The organism is Pollutimonas rozaliensis (genome assembly GCF_048751585.1).
Taxonomy (GTDB): Bacteria; Pseudomonadota; Gammaproteobacteria; order Burkholderiales; family Burkholderiaceae_B.
Genome location: NZ_JAZHOB010000009.1, coordinates 17,870 through 41,045 on the forward strand (window position 1 = coordinate 17,870; position 23,176 = coordinate 41,045).

The window sequence follows — 23,176 nt, forward strand, 5'->3', positions numbered from 1 at the left end:
GGACCTTCATGAACACCATTCTGACTTTGCATGACCCCCAGACCGCGCGCGAGAATTACCTTAGCGGCGTGTGGCACCAGGATACGATGTATTCCCTGGCCCGGGAGCATGCTCGCACACGACCCAATGCCTGCGCCCTGCGCGACCCATACCAGCGCCTGACTTGGCGGGAAGCGCTTGCCAGCGTGGACGCCATCGCCGAGGGCCTCTATCAGGGCGGGCTGCGACGCGGCGACCGTGTAGCGGTATGGCTGCCGAATCGTATCGAGTCCGTACTGGTATTCCTGGCGTGCTCGCGCAATGGCTATGTGTGCTGCCCATCGCTGCACCAGAACTATACAAACGCCGAAATCGTCAAGCTTCTCAAGCGTATTCGCTGCAAGGCCTTGTTCTCGCAGCCCGGCTACGGCGCGGATTCAGATCGCTATTCGATTTTTGAAGAATCCAAGGAAATCACCACGCTGAAACAAATCTATGCGCTGACACCGCAAGGCGGCGGGCCGGACGGCAGGTCTTTGCCGACGGGGGCGCTGCCCTTCCCGGATCATACCAACGGCATGGAAATCACCAGCGCCCCTGTGCTCGACCCCGACAAGGTCGTGTATCTGGCATTTACCTCCGGCACGACGGGCGAGCCCAAGGGCGTGATGCATAGCGACAATACCCTGCTTGCCAATGGGCGCGCCCTGGTCACGGACTGGAAGCACGATTCATCGACGATACTGCTTACGCTCAGCCCCATGAGCCACCATATCGGCACCGTCGGCCTGGAACAATCGCTGGTCGCGGGCACGGAACTGGTGCTGCACAACCCGGCGGCAAGCCGATCCGCACTGGATTGGACGATTGAAACCGGCGCCACTTATGTGATGGGCGTGCCGACGCATGCCATGGACATGCTGACGGCGGTGCGCGAAAGAGGGCTCAGCCGCCTGGGGAACGTGAATGTCTTCTACATGGCCGGCGCCACCATTCCCCGGGAAGTCGCCCAGCGCTTCCTGGACTTGGGGATCAAACCCCAGAACGTTTACGGCATGACCGAAAACGGGTCGCACCAGTACACGCTACCCAGCGACGACAACAACACCATCGTGTCGACCTGCGGTCGCGCATGCAAAGGCTATGAAATCAAGATCTTCAATGCCGAGAATCCCGACATCGAGGCAGGCGTAGGCGAAACGGGGGAAATCGGCGGGCGCGGCGGGGTGCTGACGCTGGGCTACTACGATAACCAGGATGCAACCGAGAAATCGTTCAATTCATCCGGCTGGTTCTTGAGCGGCGACCTGGGCACGCTGGACGAAAACGGCTGCCTGCACGTGGTGGGGCGCAAGAAGGACCTGATCATCCGCGGCGGCCACAATATTTATCCCTCCCAGATCGAGGACCTGGCGCACCGCCACCCCAACATACTGAAATCCGCCGCCTTCGCGGTGCCCGACGACAGGCTGGGCGAAAAGGTGTGCCTGGCCGTGATCTTCGCCTCCGGCACGTCGATGAGCGCCAAGGAAGTCCTGCAACATCTGCACGATGCCGGCCTGTCGAAATACGACATGCCCGAGTACTTCATCGCGATGGACGCTTTCCCGCTCACGCCCAGCGGCAAAATCCTGAAGCGCGAAATGATCGAATGGCTGAAGGACGGCAGGCTCGCACCGGCGCCAGTACGCTGGAAGGCGGAAGCCAAGTCCAACAACGAAGGAGTGTCCGCATGACGGTCCAGCTTGACTACAGCAATGAATTTGCCCACATCACCCTGAACCGCCCCAAAGTGCTGAACGCACTGAGCTTTCAGGTGCTTGCGGAATTGAGCGAGCTGCTGGCCAAGGTGGCCGCCTCCGATGCGCGCGGGCTCATCATCACCGGCGAGGGCGAAAAGGCATTCTGCGCCGGCGCCGACATCCCTGAACTGATGAACCGGCCGCTCATGCAGGAGCTCAAAGGGGCGGAGCAAGGCCAGGAGGTTTTCAAGCAGATCGCGGCCCTCAAGATACCATCCGTAGCGGTCATTCATGGATATGCCTTTGGCGGCGGGCTGGAGCTCGCCTTGGCATGCACCTTCCGCGTCGCCACCGATCGCGCCCGCATGGGCTTGCCCGAAGTCAAGCTTGGCCTGATCCCCGGATACGGGGGAACGCAGCGCCTGCCCAGGCTGGTGGGCGAGGGCCGCGCGCTGGACATGATTCTGTCCGGCCGGACGGTCGCCGCCGACGAAGCCGAGCGCATCGGCCTGGTCAACCGCCTGGATAACGAGGGTAGACCTTTGGAGATCGGCAAGCGCTTTCTTGAACCTTATCTCAAGCATAGCCTTTGCGCCTTGTACTTCGCGCGGGAAGCCGTACAGCGCGGCGGCCAGGTGGCGCTTGATGACGGCTTGCGTATCGAGCGCGATCTGTCCACGCTCGCCTACCGTAGCCAGGATGCGGCTGAAGGGCTCAGCGCATTCGTCGAAAAACGCCCCCCTTCTTTCAAGGACAACTGAAGCATGAAAGGTGAACTCATATACGTAACGGGCGCGAGCCGAGGCATCGGCGCCATGATCGCGTACGAACTTGCCAGCCGCGGGTTCGAGGTGGGCTGCCTGTCCCGGTCTGGCGGCAAGCCCCGGCTTGACGACGTCCCGGACGAGATTGCCGCGCGCTGGCATCCCGTGGCATGCGACGTCATGGACGGCGATGCACTGAACAAGGCCATACTGGCGCTGCGCGATAAATTGGAGATCCCCGTTCGCGGCCTGGTCAACAATGCCGGCCTGCACACCGAGATGCCCACCATCGACCTGCCCATGGACGAATTCCGCAAGCTGATGGACATCAACGCGGTAGCCCTCCTGCGCGCCTGCCAGATCGTGCACCCCGTGCTGAAGGAAAACGGAGGCGGCACGATAGTGAACATCGGCTCCTTCTATGACAAGCTGGGGGTCAAGCGCAACGTGGCTTATTGCGCCTCCAAGGCCGCAGTGGGCGCGATTACGCGCTGCCTGGCGGTGGAATGGGCGCGGGACGGTATTCAGGTCGTCGACGTGGCGCCCGGATACATCGCAACAGACTTGAATCGCGAGGCCATGGAGTCCGGCCCGTTGAAAGCCTACCTGGAAAAACGAATTCCCCGCAAGACACCCGGTTCCGCAAAAGACGTCGCCGTACTGGTTTCGTCCTTGTTCCAAGAGGGCATGGGTTTTCTAAGCGGCGAGACCATCTACATCGACGGCGCGCAAAGCGTGTCGGTATGACAAGTGCACATCAGTGCACAAGCATGAAATTCTAAAGGAGAGAGCGTGAATATACTGGAACGTCTGGATGCGGGGCTGTCCCTTGCGGACGAAGAGCGCATGCTGCTCGATTCGGTGCGAGAACTGGCCACATCCGAGTTGGCCCCCAGGGCGGCGGCCTACGACAAGAATAGCGAGTTCCCCTGGGAGAACATCAAGGCGATCAACAACCTGGGCTTGAACGCCATGTTCATCCCGGAAGAGTACGGCGGCATGCCGCTGTCTTACCGCTGCTATCTGGCCTGCGTTCGCGAAGTATCGAAGGCTTGCGCATCGACGGGCATCATCTGGGCCACGAACTTTCATGCGATCAAGCCGGTCATTCAATACGGCTCGCATGAACTCAAGTCGCGCATTCTTCCCCGTATCGCGGAAGGAGGCCTGGCGGCCCTGGTCATTACCGAACCCTCCGCGGGCTCCGACGCCACCGGCATGAAGACGCAGTTCCGTGAAGACGGCGACGACATCGTCGTGGATGGGCAAAAGATCTTCATCAGCAACGGTGACGTGGCCGACGTATACGTCGTATTCGGCAAGTGGGCGGGCGTGGACAGCGCCAAGGAGGCCATTAGCGCCGTCGTCATCGAAAAAGGCACGCCAGGGCTGACGGTGACCGGCACGGAACACAAGATGGGCACGCGCGCATCGGGAACCGCCTCGCTGTCTTTCGAAGGCTGCCGCATTCCACGCGCCAACCTTCTGGCACCCGCCGGCGAGGGGCTGCGCGTGCTGCTTGCCTCCTTGAACAAATCGCGCCCCAGTGTTGCGGCCCATGCACTGGGTATCGCACGAGCGGCATTCGAAGACGCCACCGCCTATATCAACGACAGGCGCCAGTCCGGCCGGCGCATCCTGGAGTTCCAGGGCGTGCAGTTCATGCTGGCCGACCTGGCGGCCGAGCTTGCCCTCTGCGAGAACTGGCTCTGGCATGTCGCCGACCTGGTGGACCGCAACGTGGAAGACATGGGCATCGAGGCGTCGATACTGAAACTGAGGGCAACCGACCTGGCCATGCGCATGACGACCGATGCCGTCCAGTTGCATGGCGGCTACGGCTATTGCCAGGATTTCCGTGCGGAGCGGCTTATGCGCGATGCGAAGATCACCCAGATATGGGAAGGAACGAACCAGATCCATCGCCAGTTGATCGGCCGCAGCTTTCTGAACAAGGAGAAAAAATGAGCGAGATCAAAACAGTCGGGGTCGTTGGCAGCGGCACGATGGGCACCGGCATCGCCATCGTGGTGGCGCGGGCCGGCTTTAAAGTCGTCGTGCTGGACGCAAGACAAGAGGCGCTTGACCACGCGCGAGATCAAGCCGCCGCCTTCCTGGCCAAGTCCGTAGCGCGGGGCAAGCTGGAAAAGGGGCGCGACGAGGCCATCATGGCGCAATGGACCGGCACGTCGCAAGCGGAAGACCTGAAGGAATGCGACTTGATCATCGAGGCCGTGTTCGAAGACCTCAAGGTCAAGCACGAGCTGTTTGCGAAACTGAACGCCATCTGCCCGCCGCACACTATTTTCGCCTCCAACACGTCCACCATCTCGATCACGGAAATCGCCGGCGGCAGCGGGCGCGCGGACCGGGTGGTGGGCATGCACTTCTGCCTGCCCGCCCAGTTGATGAAGCTGGTGGAGATGTCGCCGGGATTGACGACATCCGATGCAACCTTCGATGCCGCCTGGGCATTCTGCGAAGCGATGGGGCAAAAGCCGGTCAAGACGCGGGATACGCCGGGATTCATCCTGAACTACTTCCTGATTCCCTGGCATAACGACGTCATCAATATGGTGGACCAGGGCGTGGCCGAGCCCGCCGACATCGATCTGGCCGTGAAGACCGCGCTGGGCTATCCCCTGGGGCCGCTGGAACTGCTCGACATGGTGGGCATGGACACCCAGAAGCTGCTGTCCGACGCCATGTACGGCCTGACCAATGAGCCCAGGGCGGCATGCCCGCCTTTGGTCAAGCGCATGATAGGCGCCGGCAAGCTGGGCAGGAAAAGCGGCGAAGGCTTCCATGCCTATGGCAACAACAAGATTTTCGGGGCATGAAAGACATGAGCTATCAAATCATCCAACAAGGCGAGAGCCTCTCCTTTCCCGAAACGCATGCTTTCGTCGAGGCCGCATCCAGCCTGGGCGACGCCGTGGTGCTGCTGGGCAGCGAAGCCGGCCAGGCATGGCGGCAAGGTCTTGAACAGACCGCCGGCAAAGCCTTCATCGCCATCGAACTGGACACGGAATGCCTGGGCGTGCACACCGGCGAGGACGAAGGCCCCGCCAACGTCGTGGGGTTCGCGCGGTTCCGCCTGGGCGACGATGCGCCGACCAATCTTGTGGAACTGGTGAAGAAGCCTTTTACGGACGCGACGGCGGTACAGGCCGCCAAATCCGCCTTCGAGGCAGCCGGCCTGATCGTGGCCGTCTGCAACGACTTCCCCGGCCGTATCCTCAACCGCCTGCTGCGCCCCTACTACAACGCCGCACTGCGGCGCCTTGACGAGGGCCTTGCCTCGGCGGCCGACATGGACAAAACGCTATGCCTGGGGCTGGGCTACCCGGAAGGGCCCATCACCTTGCTCAAGCGCAGCGGACTGCATCACCACTACCGCGTCACCCAGGCTCTATACGAGGCGTTGGGCCAGGAAGCCTATGCCCCGGCGCGGCGGGCACAGGTGGCCTGGGCCCGCCACAGGACGGCAACATGACCCAACCCCTTGCAGGCATCAAGGTGCTGGATTTCAGCACCCTATTGCCCGGCCCCATGTGCACCCTGATGCTGGCGGAAGCCGGCGCGGAGGTCATCAAGCTTGAACGCGCCGCGGGCGATGAAATGCGCAGCTACGAACCGCGTTTAGGCGACGACAGCGTGAACTTCGTCCTGTTGAACCGGGGCAAGCGATCGGTCTGCCTGGACCTCAAGGCGGACGCTGACCGAGCCCAGGTGCTTGCGCTGGCGCGGGACGCGGACATCGTGGTCGAGCAGTTCCGGCCCGGCGTCATGCAGCGCCTGGGGCTGGACTACGAGTCCTTGTCGCAGATCAACCCGCGCATCATCTATTGCTCCATCACGACCTACGGCCAGTACGGCCCCAAGGCGCGCCGGGCCGCGCACGACCTTAATTTCCAGGCCGAAACGGGCATGCTGGCGCTTTCCGCCGACGCAAGCGGCACACCCATGGTGCCGCCCACGCTCACGGGAGACCTTGCCGGGGGTACCTACCCTGCGCTGTTCAACATAATGCTGGCCTTGCGCCAGCGTGATCTGGATGGCAAGGGGCAGCACCTGGATATCTCGATGACGGACAACCTGTTCACCCTGATGTACTGGGGATTGGGCAATGGTTGGGCGGCGGGCCAATGGCCGCGCCCCGGCAATGAGCTGGTGACGGGCGGCTCGGTGCGTTACGCCATCTACAAGACGTTGGACGGACGGTTTCTTTCCGCCGCTCCGCTGGAAGACCGTTTCTGGGAAGCCTTCCTGTCGCTGATCGGCGCGCCGGCGCTACTCGACGAATCCGATGAAAACGTCATACGCGCCGAAGTGACGCGCATTATTGCGTCACAGCCGGCCGCGCACTGGATACAGTGCTTCGAAGGCCAAGACGTATGCGTATCCGAGGTCGTCAACCTTGAACAGGCCGTGCAAGACCCGCATTTCAAGGAACGGGGCATCTTCGAACGGGAAGTCGCCACCCGCGACGGTCAAGTCCTGACCGCGCTTCCCGTTCCGGTTTGCGCGGCGTTCAGGTCTCCCGAGACACGCATCGCCGCGCCGTCATTGGGCGAACATACGAAAGACGTACTAGCCAGTACAAAAACAGGAGGCAATACGCAATGAAAGCTGTTGTTATTCACGATTTCGCCGAGCCCGAGGATTTGGGCATCGAAGAATTCCCCCAGCCGCAGCCCGCTGCGGAAGAAGTCCTGATCCACGTTACCCATGCCGGCATCAATTTTCCCGACCTGCTGGTCATGACGGGCAAATATCAGAACCTTCCGGAACGCCCCTTCGTTCCGGGCAAGGATGCCGCCGGCAGCATCGCCGCCGTCGGCGCGGGCGTCACAGGCTTGAAGAAAGGCGACCGTGTGGTTGCCCAGGTCGAGTTCGGCGCCTTTGCCGAGTATGTGGCTGCGCCCGCGGAATCTTGCTACCCCTTGCCCGACACCATTTCCGACGAGGATGCCGCCGGAATGGGGCTGGTTTACCAGACCGCTTACTTTGCGCTGGTGGAGCGCGGCCAGTTCAAACCGGGCGAGATCGTCCTGGTCAATGGCGCAGCGGGAGGCGTGGGCGGCGCCGCGATCCAGATCGTCAAGGCCTTGGGCGGCACCGCCCTGGCGGGCGTCGTCGGCGAGGAACAGGCGCAGGCGGCACGGGCGGTGGGGGCCGACCACATCATCGACCTGGCCGCGCCCAATCTGCGCGACTCGTTGCGGGAGCAGGTGTTTGCCTGCACCGGCGGGCATGGCGCGGACGTCGTGCTGGACCCGCTGGGCGACGAAATATTCGACGCGGCAATCAGGGCGGTGGCATGGTGCGGGCGCCTGGTCTGCATAGGGTTCGCAGCGGGGCGAATTCCAACGCTTAAAGTCAACTACCTGCTGGTCAAGAACATTGCTGTCACGGGATTGCAATGGAGCGACTACCGGGACCGCCAACCCGAAAAAGTACGGGAAGTTCAACGACGGCTTTATGAGCTGCACGCCAAAGGGGCACTGAAGCCTCAGATCACCCAGGTACTGCCGCTGGAGCGCTTTGCTGAACCCTTGCGAGTCATGGCCAATGGCAAGGGACGCGGCAAGTACGTTTTGCGGATGTCCTGACTCGCCTGCTCTTTCACTCGTCGGGCGAGCCGCCCGACGAGCCCCGCCTTTGTCAGCCTGCGACGGCCGCGCTCCGGCCGAAAGCGCCCGCTTCCGCCAAGCCTTGAATGCGCTCCTCATCGTAGCCCAGCCAATCGGCAAATACCTTTTCCGTATGCTCGCCCACACGCGCCGCCACGACGGGATCGGCCAGCGGCGTATCCGAGTAGCGAATCGGCAAGGACATATTGGGCACCCAGCCCAGCTCGGGATGCGGGATACGCGTAAGCATTTCGCGCTCGCGCGCCTCCGGCGAGCGAACGGCCTCTCCCACCGTGCGCAGCACGCCGCAGGGCACGCTCGCCTTGAGCATGCGCGCATGCCAATATTCAAAGGGCTGCTTGGAAAACTCGTTTTGTAGCAAAGCAAAGATTTCGTCGCGTTTCCCCAGCCTGTCTTTGTTGGTGGCGTATGCGGGATTCGCCGCGACATCGGGCATATCCAGCACTTGAGTCAGCAATCGCTGGAAAATCTGAGTATTGCCGCAATTGATCAAGAATGAACGATCCTTGGCCGTGAACACGCCGGACGGGCACGAGTCGGGACTGGTATTGCCCGGCCGCTGGGGCTCCCTGCCGGTGAAGGTCTGTTGCAAGGATGCGTAGCCGGTCATCAGCAGCGCATTGTCGAACAGGGCCACCTCGACAGCCTGACCCTTGCCCGTACGGGCGCGGGACACCAGGGCGCCAAGAATGGCATTCGACGTCATCATCGCCGTGCTGATATCCATCACCGGCGACAAGGCCCTCACCCCTTCCCTGTCGACATAGCCATTCATGGAAATGAAGCCGCTTTCAGCTTGGGCGATGGGATCGAAGCCCAATCTGTCGGAAAACGCCCCTTCGCGCCCATAGGCGGACACGGAACAATAGATCAGCGCGGGGTTGTACTCGCGGCAGGCTTCATAGCCCAGGCCAAATCGCTCCATGACGCCGGTCGAGAAATTCTCTACCACCACATCGGCTTTCGCGATCAGAGCTCGCGCCTGCGCCAAACCCTCCGGCGACTTGAGGTCGAGCGTGATGCTGCGCTTATTGCGATTGCACCACAACCATGGAGCGCCGCCGCCAAACTCCGGAATCATCGGAGGATACTGACGAAAATCATCGCCCCGGCCGGGCGCTTCAATCTTGACAACATCGGCACCCATGTCCGCCATGATCATGGTCGCCAATGGACCCGCAATGTAATGCGTGAAGTCGACGACACGGATTCCTTGCAGCGCCAGCTCCGCACCCGCGGGGCGCGGCCTGTGCACGGGAAAATCCGCTACCGCCTGGCTGTATTTCGAGGTCTTGGAAGAATCGTTCATGGTGTCTCTGAAAGTTGTTCATTGAATAAAAAGTTCGGTACGCGAGCCTGAGGCACGGTTGCTATCCGTGCTCGAGCAAGCTGTTCCCTTCTCCCAGGGCGGGCCAGCCCGATGCCGCCCGTTCGCGCAGAAACTGCGGATCCAACGGGACTTTCAAGGCCGGCAGCCAATCGTCGCCATCGCTGATGCGCCGATCCAGCAGGCCTCGGTTACGAAAATGCGGATGATCCGCCGCTTCCCGCAGCGTGTTGACGACGACCGCGCACGCGTCCTTGCCATCGAAAACCCCACGCCAGTGCGCGCTGTCTCGGCCCGCGATGATGCCGGCGACCTTGTCTCGCGTGCCTTCAGGGTCCTTGCTGTCGTCGCGCCAGTCGGCACCCAGCCCTATCGCTTCGCAAAACACATTCCAGAAACGCTGCTCAAGCGGCGCCGCGGCAATATGGCGGCCGTCGCTGCAGCGATAAATCTGGTAGCGGGGAGAACCGCCGGTCAACCTTTCGCCGCCCGGCTTTGGCCAATCCCCATAGCGCTCGCCCCGTGGAATGCCCCAATAGGGAAACGCCAAGAGATTGTCGGTAATGGAAATATCCACCCAGCTTCCCTCGCCGGTCGCATCGCGGCTGCGCAGCGCAAGCAGGATGTTGATCACCGCCGGCATGGTTCCGGCGCCGATATCGGCCACCAGCACAGGCGGAATGGCGGGAGAGCCATCCACGCCATGAGACAAGGACAACAGGCCCGACTCCGCCATATAGGTCAGGTCGTGACCCGCCACTTGGGCCGAAGGGCCGTCTTGCCCATACCCCGTTATGGAGCAATACACGAGCCGCGGATTGATCTTCTTCAAGTCCTCGTAACCCAAGCCAAGGCGGGCCATGACGCCAGGCCGGAACTGCTCGACCAGCACATCGGCTTCGCGTACCAGCGAGAAAATCTGTTCGCGCACCTCTGGCGACTTCAAATCGGCGGCAATGCTTCTCTTGCCGCTGTTAAGCAGCGCAAAACTCAAGCTGGTCCCGCCCCATCTCGGCAGCCCCGCGCGCAGCTCATCGCCGCCGTCGGGGCGCTCGATCTTGATGACCTGGGCGCCCGCCTCCGCCAGTATCTGGGTGGCGAACGGGCCGGGCAGCAGGTTGCTGAAATCCAGGACTCGGCAATCAGCCAATGGCCTTTTGGAACAGATGTTGTTGGGCACGCTTTTTCTCTCCGGCTTCTTTACGCTGTGGCGCAGGCATCACTGCCACGCCCACACCGTGACAAGCACTACTCCGCCTTCCTCTGACAGTGAATAAGCAAGAACGATGCCAAGAATTCCTCCCAACGCAGGAAGACGAGCATCGCCCTTCATGGCGGAAAAATGATTGTGTGGGGAACATGAGTGCCTGCCCGAAAGACAATCCCGGCTGCATAACGAGATTCACGCCTGAACGGCAAGACACGCCCATAAATTGGCATGCCTTTTGCTTTATGACCTCTATATCAACCATGGACCGATAGGAGGAACAGGGATGTCCACGAAAGATATCAGCCCGAGCTTGCCCAAGCCGATTGCCAACGCCGACTCTCAACCGTACTGGGATGCGGCGCGGGAGCACCGCCTTGTCATCCGCAAGTGCAACAACTGCAACGCGCTGCATTTCATGCCGCGCTACGTGTGCCCCGAGTGCTGGTCGGATCGGCTTGAATGGGTCGACAGCAAGGGAGAAGGAAGCGTCCATAGCTTTTCCATCATGCGCCGGGTATCCGATCCGGCGTTTGCCCCCAAGGTCCCTTATGTCACGGCCTTGATCGATCTTGATGAGGGGCCGCGCATGATGGCCAACGTCCTGGGCGACGATGCCTTGTCGGTCAAGATAGGCGACCGTGTCACGGTCACCTTCGAGGATCGTGGCGACGGTGCGCTACTGCCTCAGTTCGTCCGCGCCCCCAAGGGAGGCAAAGCATGAAATCTCCCGCATCGCTCAAGAATAAAGTCGCCATTGTCGGGGTCGGCGAGTCCGATATCGGCCGAGTGCCGCACATGACGGGCCTGGGGCTGAACGCCCAAGCAGCAAAGCGGGCCCTGGACGATGCCGGCCTGAAAGTGTCCGACATCGATGGTTTCCTGACCGCTTACTCCTTTACCGAGCCCTACTTCATGCTGGGCTCCGTGCTGTGTGAGTACCTGGGGCTCAAGCCACGATACAACGCATCGATGGTGGTCGGCGGCGCCAGCCCCGCCGTAATGCTCAAGCACGCCGCCGAAGCCATCGTCGCGGGCCAAGCGGAAACCATACTGGTCTGCGCCGGCGAGAACCGCGCGACCGGGCAAACACGCGATGCCGCCATGGCCGCCTTGTTGGCGGTGGGCCACCCCTACTTTGAACAGCCTTACGGTGGGTCGATTCCCGGCTACTACGCCATGATCGCCCAACGCCATATGCACGTGTACGGAACAACTCGCGAGCAAATGGCCCAAATGGCCGTCCAGACGCGAGAGCATGCCCTGCTTCACCCGAATGCTCATATGAAGACGCCCTTGACGGTGGAGCAAGTGCTGTCGGCCAAGCCGATTGCGGACCCGCTGGGCATATACGACTGCTGCCTGATCTCCGACGCCGGCGGCGCCTTCATCGTCACCTCGGCCGAACGCGCGCGCGACCTGAAGTCCAAGCCAGCCTACTTGCAGGGTATAGGCGAATACCACACCCACGAACACTTGATGTGCGCGCCCAGCCTGACGGAGTTCGGCGCGTCGGAATCGGGACAGGTGGCCTATGAAATGGCGGGTTTGGGTCCGCAAGACATGGACCTTGCCCAACTGTACGACTGCTTCACCATCGTGCCGATGATAGAGATGGAAGAACTCGGCTTCTGCCGCCGCGGCGAAAGTGGCTCGTACGTGGCCGAGGGAAATACGCGCATAGGCGGGAAGCTGCCCGTCAACACGCACGGCGGCATGCTGTCCTACGCCCATGCCGGCGCGGCGGGCGGACTGTTTGGCATCGTTGAAGCCGTTCGCCAATTGCGCGGCGGGCTGGGCAAACGCCAAGTCGAAGGCGCGGAAGTCGCGCTGGTCCACAACGAAGGCGGAATCCTGTCTTCACATTGCACGCTCATTCTTGCCAACGACAAGGGATGAGCCAACGGCTCAAACCACACACATTCGAATAACCCAGGAAAACCATGACACAAAATCCAAAACCCCGCGGCCACTACTTTGAAGACTTCAAGATCGGCCAGGAATTCATCAGCCCGGCTCGAACCATTACGTCGACCGATATCGTGAACTTCGCCTGCCTGTCCGGCGATTTCAACGAAGTGCACACCAACTTCGAGTACTGCAAAACCACACAGTTCGGCGAGCCCATCGCACACGGCCCGCTGGTCTACGCCATCATGGGCGGCTTGCAGTACGCCAGCGGCATCAACGACGGAACCCTGCTTGCCCTGCTGCAGATCGACGGCTGGAGAATGCTCGACGCCGTCAAGCACGGCGACACGATACGCCTGCATTCAAAGGTGCTGAACAAGAAAGAGTCCAGCAAGCTCGATCGCGGCGTGGTCACCTTCCAGCGACAGTGCGTCAAGCAGGACGGGACCGTCGCGCAAGAGATGACGGCCACGCTGCTGTATCGCCGCCGCCCTCAGGCATAAAGGCCGGAAGCACCCGCCAAAGAGACAGCGGGCGCAATCACTATGGCTGCGACACAGTCGCGGCCAGCCAAACGCATCAGCCGGAAAATCAAGATGTCGATCATGAACAATACCGAGTTCGGCCTGACGGAAGAGCAAAAAATGATTCGCAAGAACGTTCTTCCCATGCTGGCAAAAGTCATGCCCAGCCAAAAAATTCGCGAACTCGACGAAGCGTACGAGTTCCCCTTCGAGGCCTATCAGGCCCTGGCGGATGGAGGCTGGTTGGGGCTTCCTTATGAAGCCTTGTACGGTGGAGCCGAGGCTTCATGGAAGGATTTCACCGTATTCGTCGAAACCGTTGCCTACCATAACGCGCAACTGGCATCGGCCTGGTTGACGACGGTGGTGTACGGCGGCATGCAGGTAAAGCACGGCGGCTCAGAAGCGCTGAAGCAGGAGATCCTGCCCGGCCTGATCAAGGGCGATATTCGACTGGCACTCTGCCTTACCGAGCCGGAAACAGGCTCCGACGTCGCGTCCATCAAGACGCAGGCAAAGGAAGACGGCGACTGCTACGTCATTTCGGGGCAAAAGGTCTACATCACTTGCGCGCACGTAGCGGACCACCTGGTGGTTGCCGCCAAGACGGACCCCAAGGCCGGGCACAAAGGCATTACCTTGTTCCTGGTGGATGCCAAATCACCCGGCATAACCATACGCCCGCTCAAGGGCCTTGGGCGACGAATGATACACACCAACGAAGTGTTCTTTGACGCGGTAAGAGTTCCGAAAAGCAGGATGCTGGGCGAACTGAACGGCGGCTGGAAGGCGTTGATGCGTGGCCTGAACTACGAGCGCTTATCGCTCGCCGCCGCGGCTTGCGGGAATATGGCCCGCATTATCGACTACGCGGCCCAGTATGCGAAAGACCGGGTGCAGTTTGGCGAACCGATCTCGAAGTTCCAGGCCGTATCTCACAAGTTTGCGGACATGCAGATCATGGCTGAAAGCTCCCGCTCCCTGCTCTATCGGGTCGCCGACATGCTGGATGCGGGCGAGAACCCGACCATGCACACCTCCATGCTGAAGGTGCTGGCCTGTGAAAACAACGTGCGCTGCGCGGACATGGGAATGCAGATCATGGGCGGCGCCGGCTACATGAACGATCACGAAATGCAGATGTACTACCGCGACAGCCGGGTCGGCCCCATAGGCGGCGGAACCAGCGAGATCATGCGCACGGTCATCGCCAAGCAAATGGGCTTGTAATGATGCCGCCGCGTGGCCCCGTCAAGCGGACATATTCAACATGATTTTCATGGCATAAATTCATCAATACTGGAGATGTAGATGCAAGCCACCAAGCAGGACGGGGCAAATGGAGTGGACAATCGCCCTTTAGCCGGAATTCGGGTCCTCGATATGACACGCGTATTTTCCGGACCATGGGGGACGCAGATCCTGGGGGACCTGGGCGCTACCGTCATCAAGGTGGAGCAACCCGGCCGCGGAGACGACCAAAGGAAGCTGGGCCCGCCCTTTCTGCAGGATGCCGCCGGAAAGCCAACGAACGAGTCCAGCTATTACCTTAGCGTCAATCGCAACAAGCGCTCCATCGCGGTGGACATCGCATCCGCTGAAGGCCAGGCGATCATCCGGAAACTGGCCACAAAATGCGATGTCCTGGTCGAGAACTTCAAAGTCGGGAACTTGGCCAAATACGGCCTGGACTACGAAAGCATCGCCGCCATCAACCCACGGATTGTTTACTGTTCCATCACCGGCTTTGGACAGACCGGGCCGCGCAGCCGGCAAATGGGCTACGACACGGTCATTCAGGCAATGGCCGGTCTGATGAGCGTAACCGGCAAGCCGGATGGCGAGCCAGGCGGCGAGCCGCTCAAGGTCGGACTGGTGATGGCCGACATGATGGCTGGCACCTATGCCGCCATGGCCATACAAGCCGCGCTCTACGCCAGGGACACTCGCGAAGGGGGAGTTGGGCAATACATCGATATTGCGATGTTTGATGCCCAGTTGGCCGCGATGTCGCATCAGGCCAGCCACTACCTGGTATCGGGCCAATTGCCCGCAAGGTTTGGAAACGGCGCGCCTTCCGTATCGCCCTCTTACGCTTTCAAGTGCCAGGACGGGAAAATCGTGATCGTGGCGGGGAATGACGTGCAGTTTCGCCGGCTATGCGAGGTGCTCGGACTGGAAGCCCTGGCGGATGACGATCGCTACAAAACCAACAGCATGAGGGTCGTGAATCGACAGACCCTTCAGGCGGCAATCGACGAGAAGCTCCAGTCGAACACGAAGGCGTTCTGGTTGAAGCAACTGGAAGAGGCAAATCTCGTCGCGGGCCCGATCAATACTCTTGAAGAAGCCTTGAACGATCCTCAGGCCCTTGCACGCAAGGTGGTACGACACATCGCACACCCCAGCGGAGGCACCGTTCCCATCGTGGCTTCGCCGATGCGCTTGTCGCGCACCCCTCTCGACCAGTATTCAGCCCCACCCACATGCGGCCAGCACACCGACGAAGTGATTGCGGAACTGCTTGCAGAATAGATTTCACCCAGCAGTCTTGAACGAAGCGGAGGCGGCAATCGAGCCGCCTTCATCCCTAGCGTCATTCCACACGTTTTTGCACCAATAAGGTCAATATGAACATGCGTCTTGCACTTCCAGCATTATTTTGCGCCATGCTGTCTTTCTCGACATTAGCCCAAGAAAAACCAGTCAAAATTGTCGTTCCTTTCACGGCCGGCGGCGCCACGGATACCGTCGCACGGGGATTGGCCGCCAGGCTGGCAACCGTCTGGGACCGAACCGTCGTGGTGGAAAATCGGCCTGGCGCGGCGGGAACCATCGGAGCTCGCTACGTTGCTTCTGCTCCACCGGATGGAAACACCTTGGTGATCGTAGCAAGCGGCCACGCCATTAATGAGCTCGTGCACAAACAGCTTCCATACAACACAGTGGAAGACTTTACCGCTGTTGCCCAGGTGGTCGACGTACCCAACGTGCTGCTTGTTCCCAAGGACAGCCCTTATCGAACCGTCAAGGACCTTGTCAAGGCGTCCAAGGATTCCCCGAACGGCCTCACATATGGGACTTCAGGCGTGGGAACCTCCGTGCATCTGGCGGGAGAGCTGTTCAAGGCAATGAGCGGCGCCAACATGGAAGTCATTTTCTTCAAGGGAGACTCCGAATCCCTGGTCAACCTGGTGGGCGGGCATATACCCGTCAGCGTCAACACCGTTCCTGGTGCAAAGCAGCAGATCGATGCGGGCAACGTGCGCGCACTAGGCGTGACGACCAAACAAAGAGTGCCAGTGCTTGGCAACGTACCGACCATCAGTGAGGCGGGTGTGGAAAATTACGAGATGAGCACCTGGTTTGGCATTCTGGGCCCCAAAGGCATGAAGAAGGAAGATGTCCAACGCATCAATGCCGACATCCGCAAAGCAATGAACGATTCTGAATTGTCGCGACAGTTGACTTCTCAGGGCATGATCGTCAACGTCGGAACCCCCGAAGAGTTTGATAACTTGATCCGAGGCGAAATCAAGAAATGGCGCCCCATTGTTGAAAAACTCGGGCTGAAAAAGGATAGCTGATCCCGGTCGCCCACTGTGGCGGCTCCTCGCCGGAGCCGCCACATGCCAGCATTCAGGAATGTGTGTACTTCCTGGGTGGCGGTTGCTATCTTGCGGCGTGGGCCGATGCGGCGGCGCCCGGAAAATCGGCGGGCCGGCGCTCCAGTGCAGCTGACAAGCCTTCGTGGAATTCGGGGTTGGACATGGCCAGGGCCTGGCCAAACCCTTCGTAGGCGATCATGTCCTGCAAAGAGGTTTCGAAGCTGCGCGCCATGATGACCTTGGCCAGCCCCATGACCTCCGCCGGGCCTTCCGCCAGGCGTTTTGCTTCAAGCAGCCCCTCTTTATACAGGTCGGCGTCGGAAACGACTTTTGACACCAGGCCAAGCTCCGCGGCTTCGCGGGCGGAAAAGCTGCCGCCGCTATAAAGAAAGTTCTTGGTGCGCGCCATGCCGATCAACCGGGGCAGATGGTACATGGTGGCGATGTCAGGGATCGCGCCCAGCCTGAAAAAGCCCGCCATGAACTTGGCGCCCTCGCCGGCGATGATGACGTCTCCGGTAAGCGCCAGGCCCATGCCGCCACCCACGGCATGCCCATTCACGCCTATGACTACCGGCTTGTCGAGCCCTATCAATGGCATCAGCCAGCGGCTCAAGCTACGGAAGCGGCGGTGTACGGTCCAAGGGTCGCATGCCGTTTTCAAATGATGCAAATCGCCGCCGGAACAGAATGTCGGCCCTTCTCCCGTCAGGAAGACGGAACGAATGCCGGGATCACCGGCGGCCAAGTCCACCGCCGCGCCAAGCGCTTCGCGCATCTCCAGGGTGAGCGAATTGCGGCTCTTGGGGTTGCTCAGTTTTATGATGAGTACCGCCCCATCCCTCTCCGTCTGTACCAGCTCTTGCGTCATATCGCGCTCCTCTTGTCTATTAATCCGTTTTTCTCATCGCCACGTTTTCAAGGCAATGATGCTCACTGCGATACAGTGATAGGCATAGTCCTATCAAGCAAAAACTATGCCAATCGACGCGGGCGACGCGTGTCTTCGGATTAACGCAAGCCGGCACAGCTGCAAAATTCAGCTCGCCTACCTTTCAGATCAAACCATAAATTGTATTTTTTACGGTCAACCTCATGATTAGCAATACAATGCCAATTCATGGTAAAAGTCTACAAAAAAGACATTTCAGATTTATTTGCAATTAAACACCAAGTTTTGCACAGATTGCGCGGCAAGAGCTGCATGAAACAAGCCAGAAAAGTGCGTCACAACGACATAAACAGGCAAGTCTAGCCCGGTCAAATTGTTTTGTATTTGAATTGCACAGTTTGCGCGACACATAAATGTGTTTGCCAAAGAGACAAATTCTCAAGGTGGCTCAGGAGACAGCATGACAGGGATCCTAATCTTCAACAACATCGATGAAGTGGCTTATTCAAGCGGAGTCGCCACGGATCCGGCCGTACAGCGCCAACTGCGTCAAGAGCTCGACAGGACACGCAGCCAGGGCGGAGGCATCGTGGCCCTGGAGAACGACGGCAAACACATCGCGGTTTACCGGCGATTGGGAAACCAATTTGTCTTTCTGATAGAAGCCGTCGACTCCGAATCCACGCTTTTCGAACTGGTAGCCAGCGTGGATTTCGCCGAGGACGTGCTCACCTATCTCGTGGAAAGCCCCTATCTTTCTTTAGTGTTGGTCGACGATAAAGCGCGCGTTCGGTTCATGCCGCCGGTCCACGAAAAGTTTTTTGGCCTGAAACGAGGCGAGGCGATCGGCCGGCCCGTCACGGAGGTCATCGAAAACACCAAGCTGCACACCGTGGTCCAGAGCGGCAAGGCCGAGATCGGCAAGGTGCAGGAGATGGGCGGTATTACACGGGTCGTGTCGCGTGTGCCCATCAAACGAAACGGCAAGGTCCTGGGTGCGATCGGGCAGGTCATGTTCAAAGGCCCTACGACCGTCCACGAACTGTCGCAGGAAGTCAGCACGCTGCGCTCGCAAGTCGCCTTCTATAAAAACGAGCTTTCCAGCATAAAGAACGATGCGTACGACCTGGAACACATGATAGGTCAAAGCGACGCGATACGGCAGTTGAAAGCCGACATCATGAAGGTTGCGCCCATGCACGTGCCTGTGTTGATCGTGGGCGAAAGCGGAACCGGCAAAGAACTTGCGGCGCAAGCCATTCACCGCCTGAGCGCACGGTCCAAGAACCGCATGGTGTTCGTCAATGCCGCGGCCCTGCCCAGCAGCCTGGTGGAAAGCGAACTATTCGGATACGAAGCCGGGGCGTTCACCGGGGCGGACAAGTCCGGGCGCAAGGGCAAGTTCGAGCAAGCGGACAAGACCTCGCTCTTTTTCGATGAAGTGGGCGATATGGCACCCGAGATCCAGGTCAAGCTGCTGCGGGTGCTGCAAGACGGCATGTTCGAGCGCGTCGGGGGCAACCGCGTGTACCACTCGGATTTCAGGCTGATCTGCGCAAGCAACCGGAATTTCCAGGAAATGATCAACGAGGGCGCATTCAGGCTGGATCTCTATTACAGGATCAGCGGCGTCACCATCCGCATGCCCAGCCTGCGCGAGCGGCTGGACGACATACCCGCCCTGGTGCCGAGCTTCCTGGCCGCCTTTGCCAACCGCCATCGCATGCCCGCCAAGCACGTCGACAAAAGGGTGTACCCATTTCTGCAAGAACAGGCCTGGCCCGGCAACGTGCGCCAGCTTCTGCATGAAGTCGAGAAAGCGGCGATTTTTTCCGACGGCCCCGACTTGCGTGTCGAGGACTTCCGCCTCTCCGGCGACTTGACGCCCGGCGCCGCAACAGATGCCGCGGCTAGCGGAATGAACGTCGTTCAAGGCGGATCCGGCCATCGGCGCATACAGGACGCCGTCAACGAAGTGGAACGAACCATGATCAGCGAAGCCATGGTCAGGCATCAGGGAAATAAAAAGAAAGTCGCCGAAGATCTGGGCATTTCCCGCGCCTATCTCTATAAACGCCTCGCCGATCTTTCCGAGGCCTGAGCAGCGTCGCCGCCGGCGTTCCGCTAAGCGCAGCACCGCGGTGTCTTCCACGTAGGCAGGTCGCCGGGATTTGTATTGAGCGAATACAAATCCCGGATTTCTGCATCACGCCCTTCCTCTGTATTCCCCCTGGCCCCCCTCTTATCAGTCCAAGCACGGCAATGTGAGCTGTCGATGCCCGTCCGTGCCCGTCGTTCCAGGCGGGCTCGCCTTAAGCATGAAAGTTGGCATGTAATTTGCGTCTTCCGAATCGGATAGAGGTTTTTCCACCGAGCGTCTTGCTAGACGGTCAAGACGTGCAATAAGCGGCCTGCGCCAGACAGGGCCTTGGCCAACACAAACTGAGCAACAAAGGAGCAGACAACAATGAAGCACACCTACAAGAAAATAATGCGCTGGACCGGAGCACTGCTTAGTGCCGCCACCATGACGACGGTCGCCTGGGCTGCGGATTATCCAGACAAACCCATCCGCATGATCATCCCCTTTGCCGCGGGAGGCCCAACGGACACACTAGGCCGCTCTTTGGCGGATGAGATGGCGAAACGCCTTGGGCAAAAAGTCATCGTGGAAAACAAGCCCGGAGCGGGCGGGAACGTCGGTTCGGGACTGTTCGCCAAAATGCCCGCCGACGGCTATTCCGTCATGCTCGATACCAACGGTCCGTTGGTTGCGAACCCGCTGTTCATGAAGGACATTACCTTCGACCCGGATAAAGACTTCGACCCCGTGTCGTTCGTGGCCTACCTTCCCAACATGATCGCGGTCCATCCAAGCGTACCCGTCCATTCTGTCAAAGAGCTCATCAAACTGCTGAAGGACAATCCCAATAAGTACAGCTTTGCATCCGGCGGACTTGGGACGAGCACCCACTTCGCTGGCGAGCTGTTCAAGACCATGGCCGGCGTGCAGATGACCCACATTCCATACAAAGGAGACGGCGCTTCGATGCCCGACGTGGTCGGAGGCCAAGTGCCCATCGTCTTTGGCAGCATCTTCGCCGCCAAACGCTATACCGACAGCGGCATGCTCCGGGGGATTGCCGTCACGTCCAAGGACAGGGTGCCATCCGTTCCCGACATGCCCACCGTGGCCGAGTCCGACTTGCCCGGCTATGACCTGACCGCCTGGTATGGGCTGGTCGTGCCGGCCGGCACGCCAAAACCCATCATCAAGAAGTTGAGCGACACGGTCCAAGCGATTACCGCATCCGCCAGCTTCAAGGAACGCGTCGAGTCCATGAGCGGAATCACCAAGGGCAACTCACCCGAGGAGTTCGCGAAGTTCATCAAATCCGAGCACCCGAAGTGGAAAAAGCTGATTGAGGAATCGGGCATCAAGAACAACAACTAGCGGGAGGGCCGCGTGTGGCCCTGTATCGATTTTTGCCCCGAGACGGGCGGCGGCTCGGCGCCGCCCGCCGGTGCGCAGGACAACGTTAAAGGGAAATGAATCATGTTTACATCAGACATACTGAAAGGAAGGGTCGCGTTAATTACCGGCGGAGCCGGCGGCATAGGTTTTGAAATTGCCACCGCCTATGCGCGACTGGGTGCAAACGTGATGGTTGCAAGCCGAAACCAGGAACGAATGGATGGCGCCGTTGCCGCACTGGCCAAGGAAGGCCTGGCAATAAAAGCGGTGAAGACCGACGTAAGAAACTACGACGAGGTCAAGAACGCGGTCGACACGACCGTCGAGCAATACGGGAAGCTGGACATCCTGATCAACAACGCCGCTGGAAACTTCTACTGCCCCACCGCCGACCTGAGCCCCAACGGTTGGAGGACAGTCATCGATATCGACCTGAACGGAACGTTCTACGGTTGCCATGCGGCCTACCAGCACCTGAAAAAATCCGAGCATGGGGGCTGCATCATCAGCATTGCGACCATGCTGGGCTTAAGCGGCTGGCCGGGCGCCGCGCACGCGGGAGCCGCCAAGGCGGGCATCATCTCATTGTCGCGCGCGCTGGCGGTGGAATGGGGCGACGATCAGATTCGCGTCAACACCATTTCGCCCGGGCCCATCGGCGATACGGTGGGCGTGCAACGCTTGTATCAGGAAACCGGGCGCGAAGAACTGGAGCGGAAAAAGACCGCGCTGGGGCGTTTCGGCAAAAAGACGGATATTGCCAATGCCGCGGTTTACCTAGCGTCTGATCTTGGCCAATACATTACCGGCGAAAACATGGTGGTCGACGGCGGCCGCTGGCTCAAGTACGTGGCGGCCTGATCCATGACGGCCTCGGCAAGCTTGCCATACTCCGGCCTGAAGATTCTGGATTTGAGTCAAGGCATCGCAGGCCCCTATTGCGCAATGATCCTTCTGGAAAATGGCGCGGAGGTGATCAAGGTCGAGCCCCCGGCGGGAGACTGGGGTCGCGCCATCGGCAATCAAGTCGACGGCATGAGCGCGCTGTCGACCGCTTACAACCTTGGGAAGCGGTCGATTTGCATCGACGCGTCGACAAAGCAGGGCCGTGCTCTTCTGCATAGTCTGGCGGCACAGGCCGATGTCGTCATAGAAAGCTTCCGGCCCGGCGTGACCGAACGCCTTGGCTTGTCATACGAAGAACTTTCCAAGGAGAACCCCGGGCTGGTGTACGTTTCCGTTACCGCCTTTGGATCAGCCGGCCCGTATGCGGCGCGCCCCGGGTCCGACTCGACGCTTCAAGCCATGAGCGGCATGATGGTTGTCAACAAGGATGCCAACCAGAATCCGCGCAAAGTCGGAATCCTGGCGATAGACATTGCCACTGGAATTTATACCGCGCAGGCGACCAGTACCGCCTTGTACCGCCGCGCCACGCAAGGGAAAGGGACGCATGTGGAAGTGTCCCTGCTTGACGCCGCCGCCGCCATGCAAAGCGGCGCGATCATCGACGAGGCGCTTGGCGGCGGCAGCGTTTCCCAGCCTTTAAGCGTGCCGGCGGGGACATTCGCAACCCAGGATGGGCACATCAACGTGACGTCCTTGCACGACCGAATGTTTCTCAGCCTGTGCCGCGCCATCGGGAAAAACGACTGGGCCGAAGACGCAAGATTCACCACGGCGGCGCAGCGGTTCTCGTACGCGGAAGAAATCAACACCAGCCTGAAGCAAATCTTCCGCGAAAAACCCACGGCCCATTGGGTGAAAAAGCTGAACGAACAGGGAGTCGTTTGCGGCAAGGTCTCCGGGTATGCCGATTTTCTCGAGGACCCCCAGGTAGTGCACCGAAAAATCTTCACACGCAGCGCCGTGACTGCCTCGGTCAATGTGCCGGTTCCCAGGATACCCGGCACCTCGGGCGCAGGGGCGGGAAAGCGCGCCCCGCGCCGGGGCGAGCATACGCGCGAGATTCTTGCCCAGCTGGGGCTCGATGAAAAACAGCAGCGGGAATTATTCGACTCGAGTGCCGTTTCCACTTATCAGAGCACGTCTGAATAGCGGCCCTCCCTACTCACGCCTTCACAGGATCA

The 23,176-nt window shown here is 60.1% G+C and carries 21 protein-coding genes; 18 read left to right on the forward strand and 3 right to left on the reverse strand.

Features of this window, described 5'->3' with window-relative positions:
- The first annotated feature begins 8 nt into the window (after positions 1–8).
- The 8 genes from V0R37_RS16845 to V0R37_RS16880 are packed head-to-tail and all read left to right on the forward strand — an operon-like array spanning position 9 to position 8,100.
- Complete coding sequence (locus V0R37_RS16845) at positions 9–1,715, forward strand: class I adenylate-forming enzyme family protein (RefSeq protein ID WP_420375616.1); 1,707 nt, start codon at positions 9–11, stop codon at positions 1,713–1,715.
- Positions 1,712–2,482, forward strand: a complete 771-nt coding sequence (locus V0R37_RS16850; RefSeq protein WP_420375617.1) for an enoyl-CoA hydratase/isomerase family protein — start codon at positions 1,712–1,714, stop codon at positions 2,480–2,482. The genes V0R37_RS16845 and V0R37_RS16850 overlap by 4 nt, the downstream gene beginning before the upstream one ends.
- Positions 2,483–2,485: 3 nt before the next feature.
- Positions 2,486–3,232 (forward strand): SDR family NAD(P)-dependent oxidoreductase, encoded by a 747-nt coding sequence (locus V0R37_RS16855; protein WP_420375618.1) that lies wholly within the window; start codon positions 2,486–2,488, stop codon positions 3,230–3,232.
- Positions 3,233–3,277: 45 nt separating this feature from the next.
- On the forward strand, positions 3,278–4,453 hold the full coding sequence (locus V0R37_RS16860) for an acyl-CoA dehydrogenase family protein (RefSeq protein WP_420375619.1): 1,176 nt from the start codon (positions 3,278–3,280) through the stop codon (positions 4,451–4,453).
- Complete coding sequence (locus V0R37_RS16865) at positions 4,450–5,325, forward strand: 3-hydroxyacyl-CoA dehydrogenase family protein (RefSeq protein WP_420375620.1); 876 nt, start codon at positions 4,450–4,452, stop codon at positions 5,323–5,325. The genes V0R37_RS16860 and V0R37_RS16865 overlap by 4 nt, the downstream gene beginning before the upstream one ends.
- A gap of 5 nt (positions 5,326–5,330) precedes the next feature.
- The gene (locus V0R37_RS16870) at positions 5,331–5,981 is read left to right on the forward strand and encodes a 3-hydroxyacyl-CoA dehydrogenase family protein (protein WP_420375621.1); all 651 of its coding nucleotides are present in this window, start codon (positions 5,331–5,333) and stop codon (positions 5,979–5,981) included.
- Positions 5,978–7,114 carry a CaiB/BaiF CoA transferase family protein gene (locus V0R37_RS16875; RefSeq protein ID WP_420375622.1) on the forward strand — a complete coding sequence of 379 codons (1,137 nt, stop codon included), beginning with the start codon at positions 5,978–5,980 and terminating at the stop codon, positions 7,112–7,114. Before V0R37_RS16870 ends, V0R37_RS16875 begins: the two co-directional genes overlap by 4 nt.
- On the forward strand, positions 7,111–8,100 hold the full coding sequence (locus tag V0R37_RS16880; protein ID WP_420375623.1) for an NADPH:quinone oxidoreductase family protein: 990 nt from the start codon (positions 7,111–7,113) through the stop codon (positions 8,098–8,100). The genes V0R37_RS16875 and V0R37_RS16880 overlap by 4 nt, the downstream gene beginning before the upstream one ends.
- A 52-nt stretch (positions 8,101–8,152) precedes the next feature.
- On the opposite strand, the gene V0R37_RS16885 is transcribed toward V0R37_RS16880, so the two are convergent.
- The gene (locus V0R37_RS16885) at positions 8,153–9,451 is read right to left on the reverse strand and encodes a CaiB/BaiF CoA transferase family protein (protein WP_420375624.1); all 1,299 of its coding nucleotides are present in this window, start codon (positions 9,449–9,451) and stop codon (positions 8,153–8,155) included.
- Between the two features lie 61 nt (positions 9,452–9,512).
- Positions 9,513–10,649 (reverse strand): CaiB/BaiF CoA transferase family protein, encoded by a 1,137-nt coding sequence (locus V0R37_RS16890; protein WP_420375625.1) that lies wholly within the window; start codon positions 10,647–10,649, stop codon positions 9,513–9,515.
- A gap of 313 nt (positions 10,650–10,962) precedes the next feature.
- On the opposite strand from V0R37_RS16890, the gene V0R37_RS16895 reads away from it, so the two are divergent.
- The 6 genes from V0R37_RS16895 to V0R37_RS16920 all read left to right on the forward strand — a co-directional run bounded on the left by V0R37_RS16895 (position 10,963) and on the right by V0R37_RS16920 (position 16,698).
- On the forward strand, positions 10,963–11,400 hold the full coding sequence (locus tag V0R37_RS16895; protein ID WP_420375626.1) for a Zn-ribbon domain-containing OB-fold protein: 438 nt from the start codon (positions 10,963–10,965) through the stop codon (positions 11,398–11,400).
- Complete coding sequence (locus V0R37_RS16900; RefSeq protein ID WP_420375627.1) at positions 11,397–12,575, forward strand: thiolase C-terminal domain-containing protein; 1,179 nt, start codon at positions 11,397–11,399, stop codon at positions 12,573–12,575. The genes V0R37_RS16895 and V0R37_RS16900 overlap by 4 nt, the downstream gene beginning before the upstream one ends.
- A gap of 44 nt (positions 12,576–12,619) precedes the next feature.
- Positions 12,620–13,090, forward strand: a complete 471-nt coding sequence (locus V0R37_RS16905) for a MaoC/PaaZ C-terminal domain-containing protein (protein ID WP_420375628.1) — start codon at positions 12,620–12,622, stop codon at positions 13,088–13,090.
- 42 nt (positions 13,091–13,132) lie between these two features.
- The gene (locus V0R37_RS16910; protein WP_420375629.1) at positions 13,133–14,341 is read left to right on the forward strand and encodes an acyl-CoA dehydrogenase family protein; all 1,209 of its coding nucleotides are present in this window, start codon (positions 13,133–13,135) and stop codon (positions 14,339–14,341) included.
- Between the two features lie 81 nt (positions 14,342–14,422).
- Positions 14,423–15,646, forward strand: a complete 1,224-nt coding sequence (locus V0R37_RS16915; RefSeq protein WP_420375630.1) for a CaiB/BaiF CoA transferase family protein — start codon at positions 14,423–14,425, stop codon at positions 15,644–15,646.
- A gap of 95 nt (positions 15,647–15,741) precedes the next feature.
- A complete protein-coding gene (locus V0R37_RS16920; protein ID WP_420375631.1) occupies positions 15,742–16,698 on the forward strand; it encodes a Bug family tripartite tricarboxylate transporter substrate binding protein in 957 nt (318 codons plus the stop codon).
- A gap of 85 nt (positions 16,699–16,783) precedes the next feature.
- Here V0R37_RS16920 and V0R37_RS16925 read toward each other — a convergent pair whose 3' ends face one another.
- The gene (locus tag V0R37_RS16925; protein ID WP_420375632.1) at positions 16,784–17,590 is read right to left on the reverse strand and encodes an enoyl-CoA hydratase/isomerase family protein; all 807 of its coding nucleotides are present in this window, start codon (positions 17,588–17,590) and stop codon (positions 16,784–16,786) included.
- 481 nt (positions 17,591–18,071) lie between these two features.
- On the opposite strand from V0R37_RS16925, the gene V0R37_RS16930 reads away from it, so the two are divergent.
- From V0R37_RS16930 to V0R37_RS16945, 4 genes are all read left to right on the forward strand, one after another.
- The gene (locus V0R37_RS16930) at positions 18,072–19,712 is read left to right on the forward strand and encodes a sigma-54 interaction domain-containing protein (RefSeq protein WP_420375633.1); all 1,641 of its coding nucleotides are present in this window, start codon (positions 18,072–18,074) and stop codon (positions 19,710–19,712) included.
- Positions 19,713–20,078: 366 nt separating this feature from the next.
- Entirely contained in the window at positions 20,079–21,065 is a 987-nt protein-coding gene (locus V0R37_RS16935) for a Bug family tripartite tricarboxylate transporter substrate binding protein (protein WP_420375634.1), read from the forward strand.
- A gap of 102 nt (positions 21,066–21,167) precedes the next feature.
- Positions 21,168–21,947: an SDR family oxidoreductase gene (locus V0R37_RS16940; protein WP_420375635.1), complete on the forward strand. Its 780-nt coding sequence runs from the start codon at positions 21,168–21,170 to the stop codon at positions 21,945–21,947.
- A gap of 3 nt (positions 21,948–21,950) precedes the next feature.
- Positions 21,951–23,144: a CaiB/BaiF CoA transferase family protein gene (locus V0R37_RS16945; protein WP_420375636.1), complete on the forward strand. Its 1,194-nt coding sequence runs from the start codon at positions 21,951–21,953 to the stop codon at positions 23,142–23,144.
- Positions 23,145–23,176: the final 32 nt, after the last annotated feature.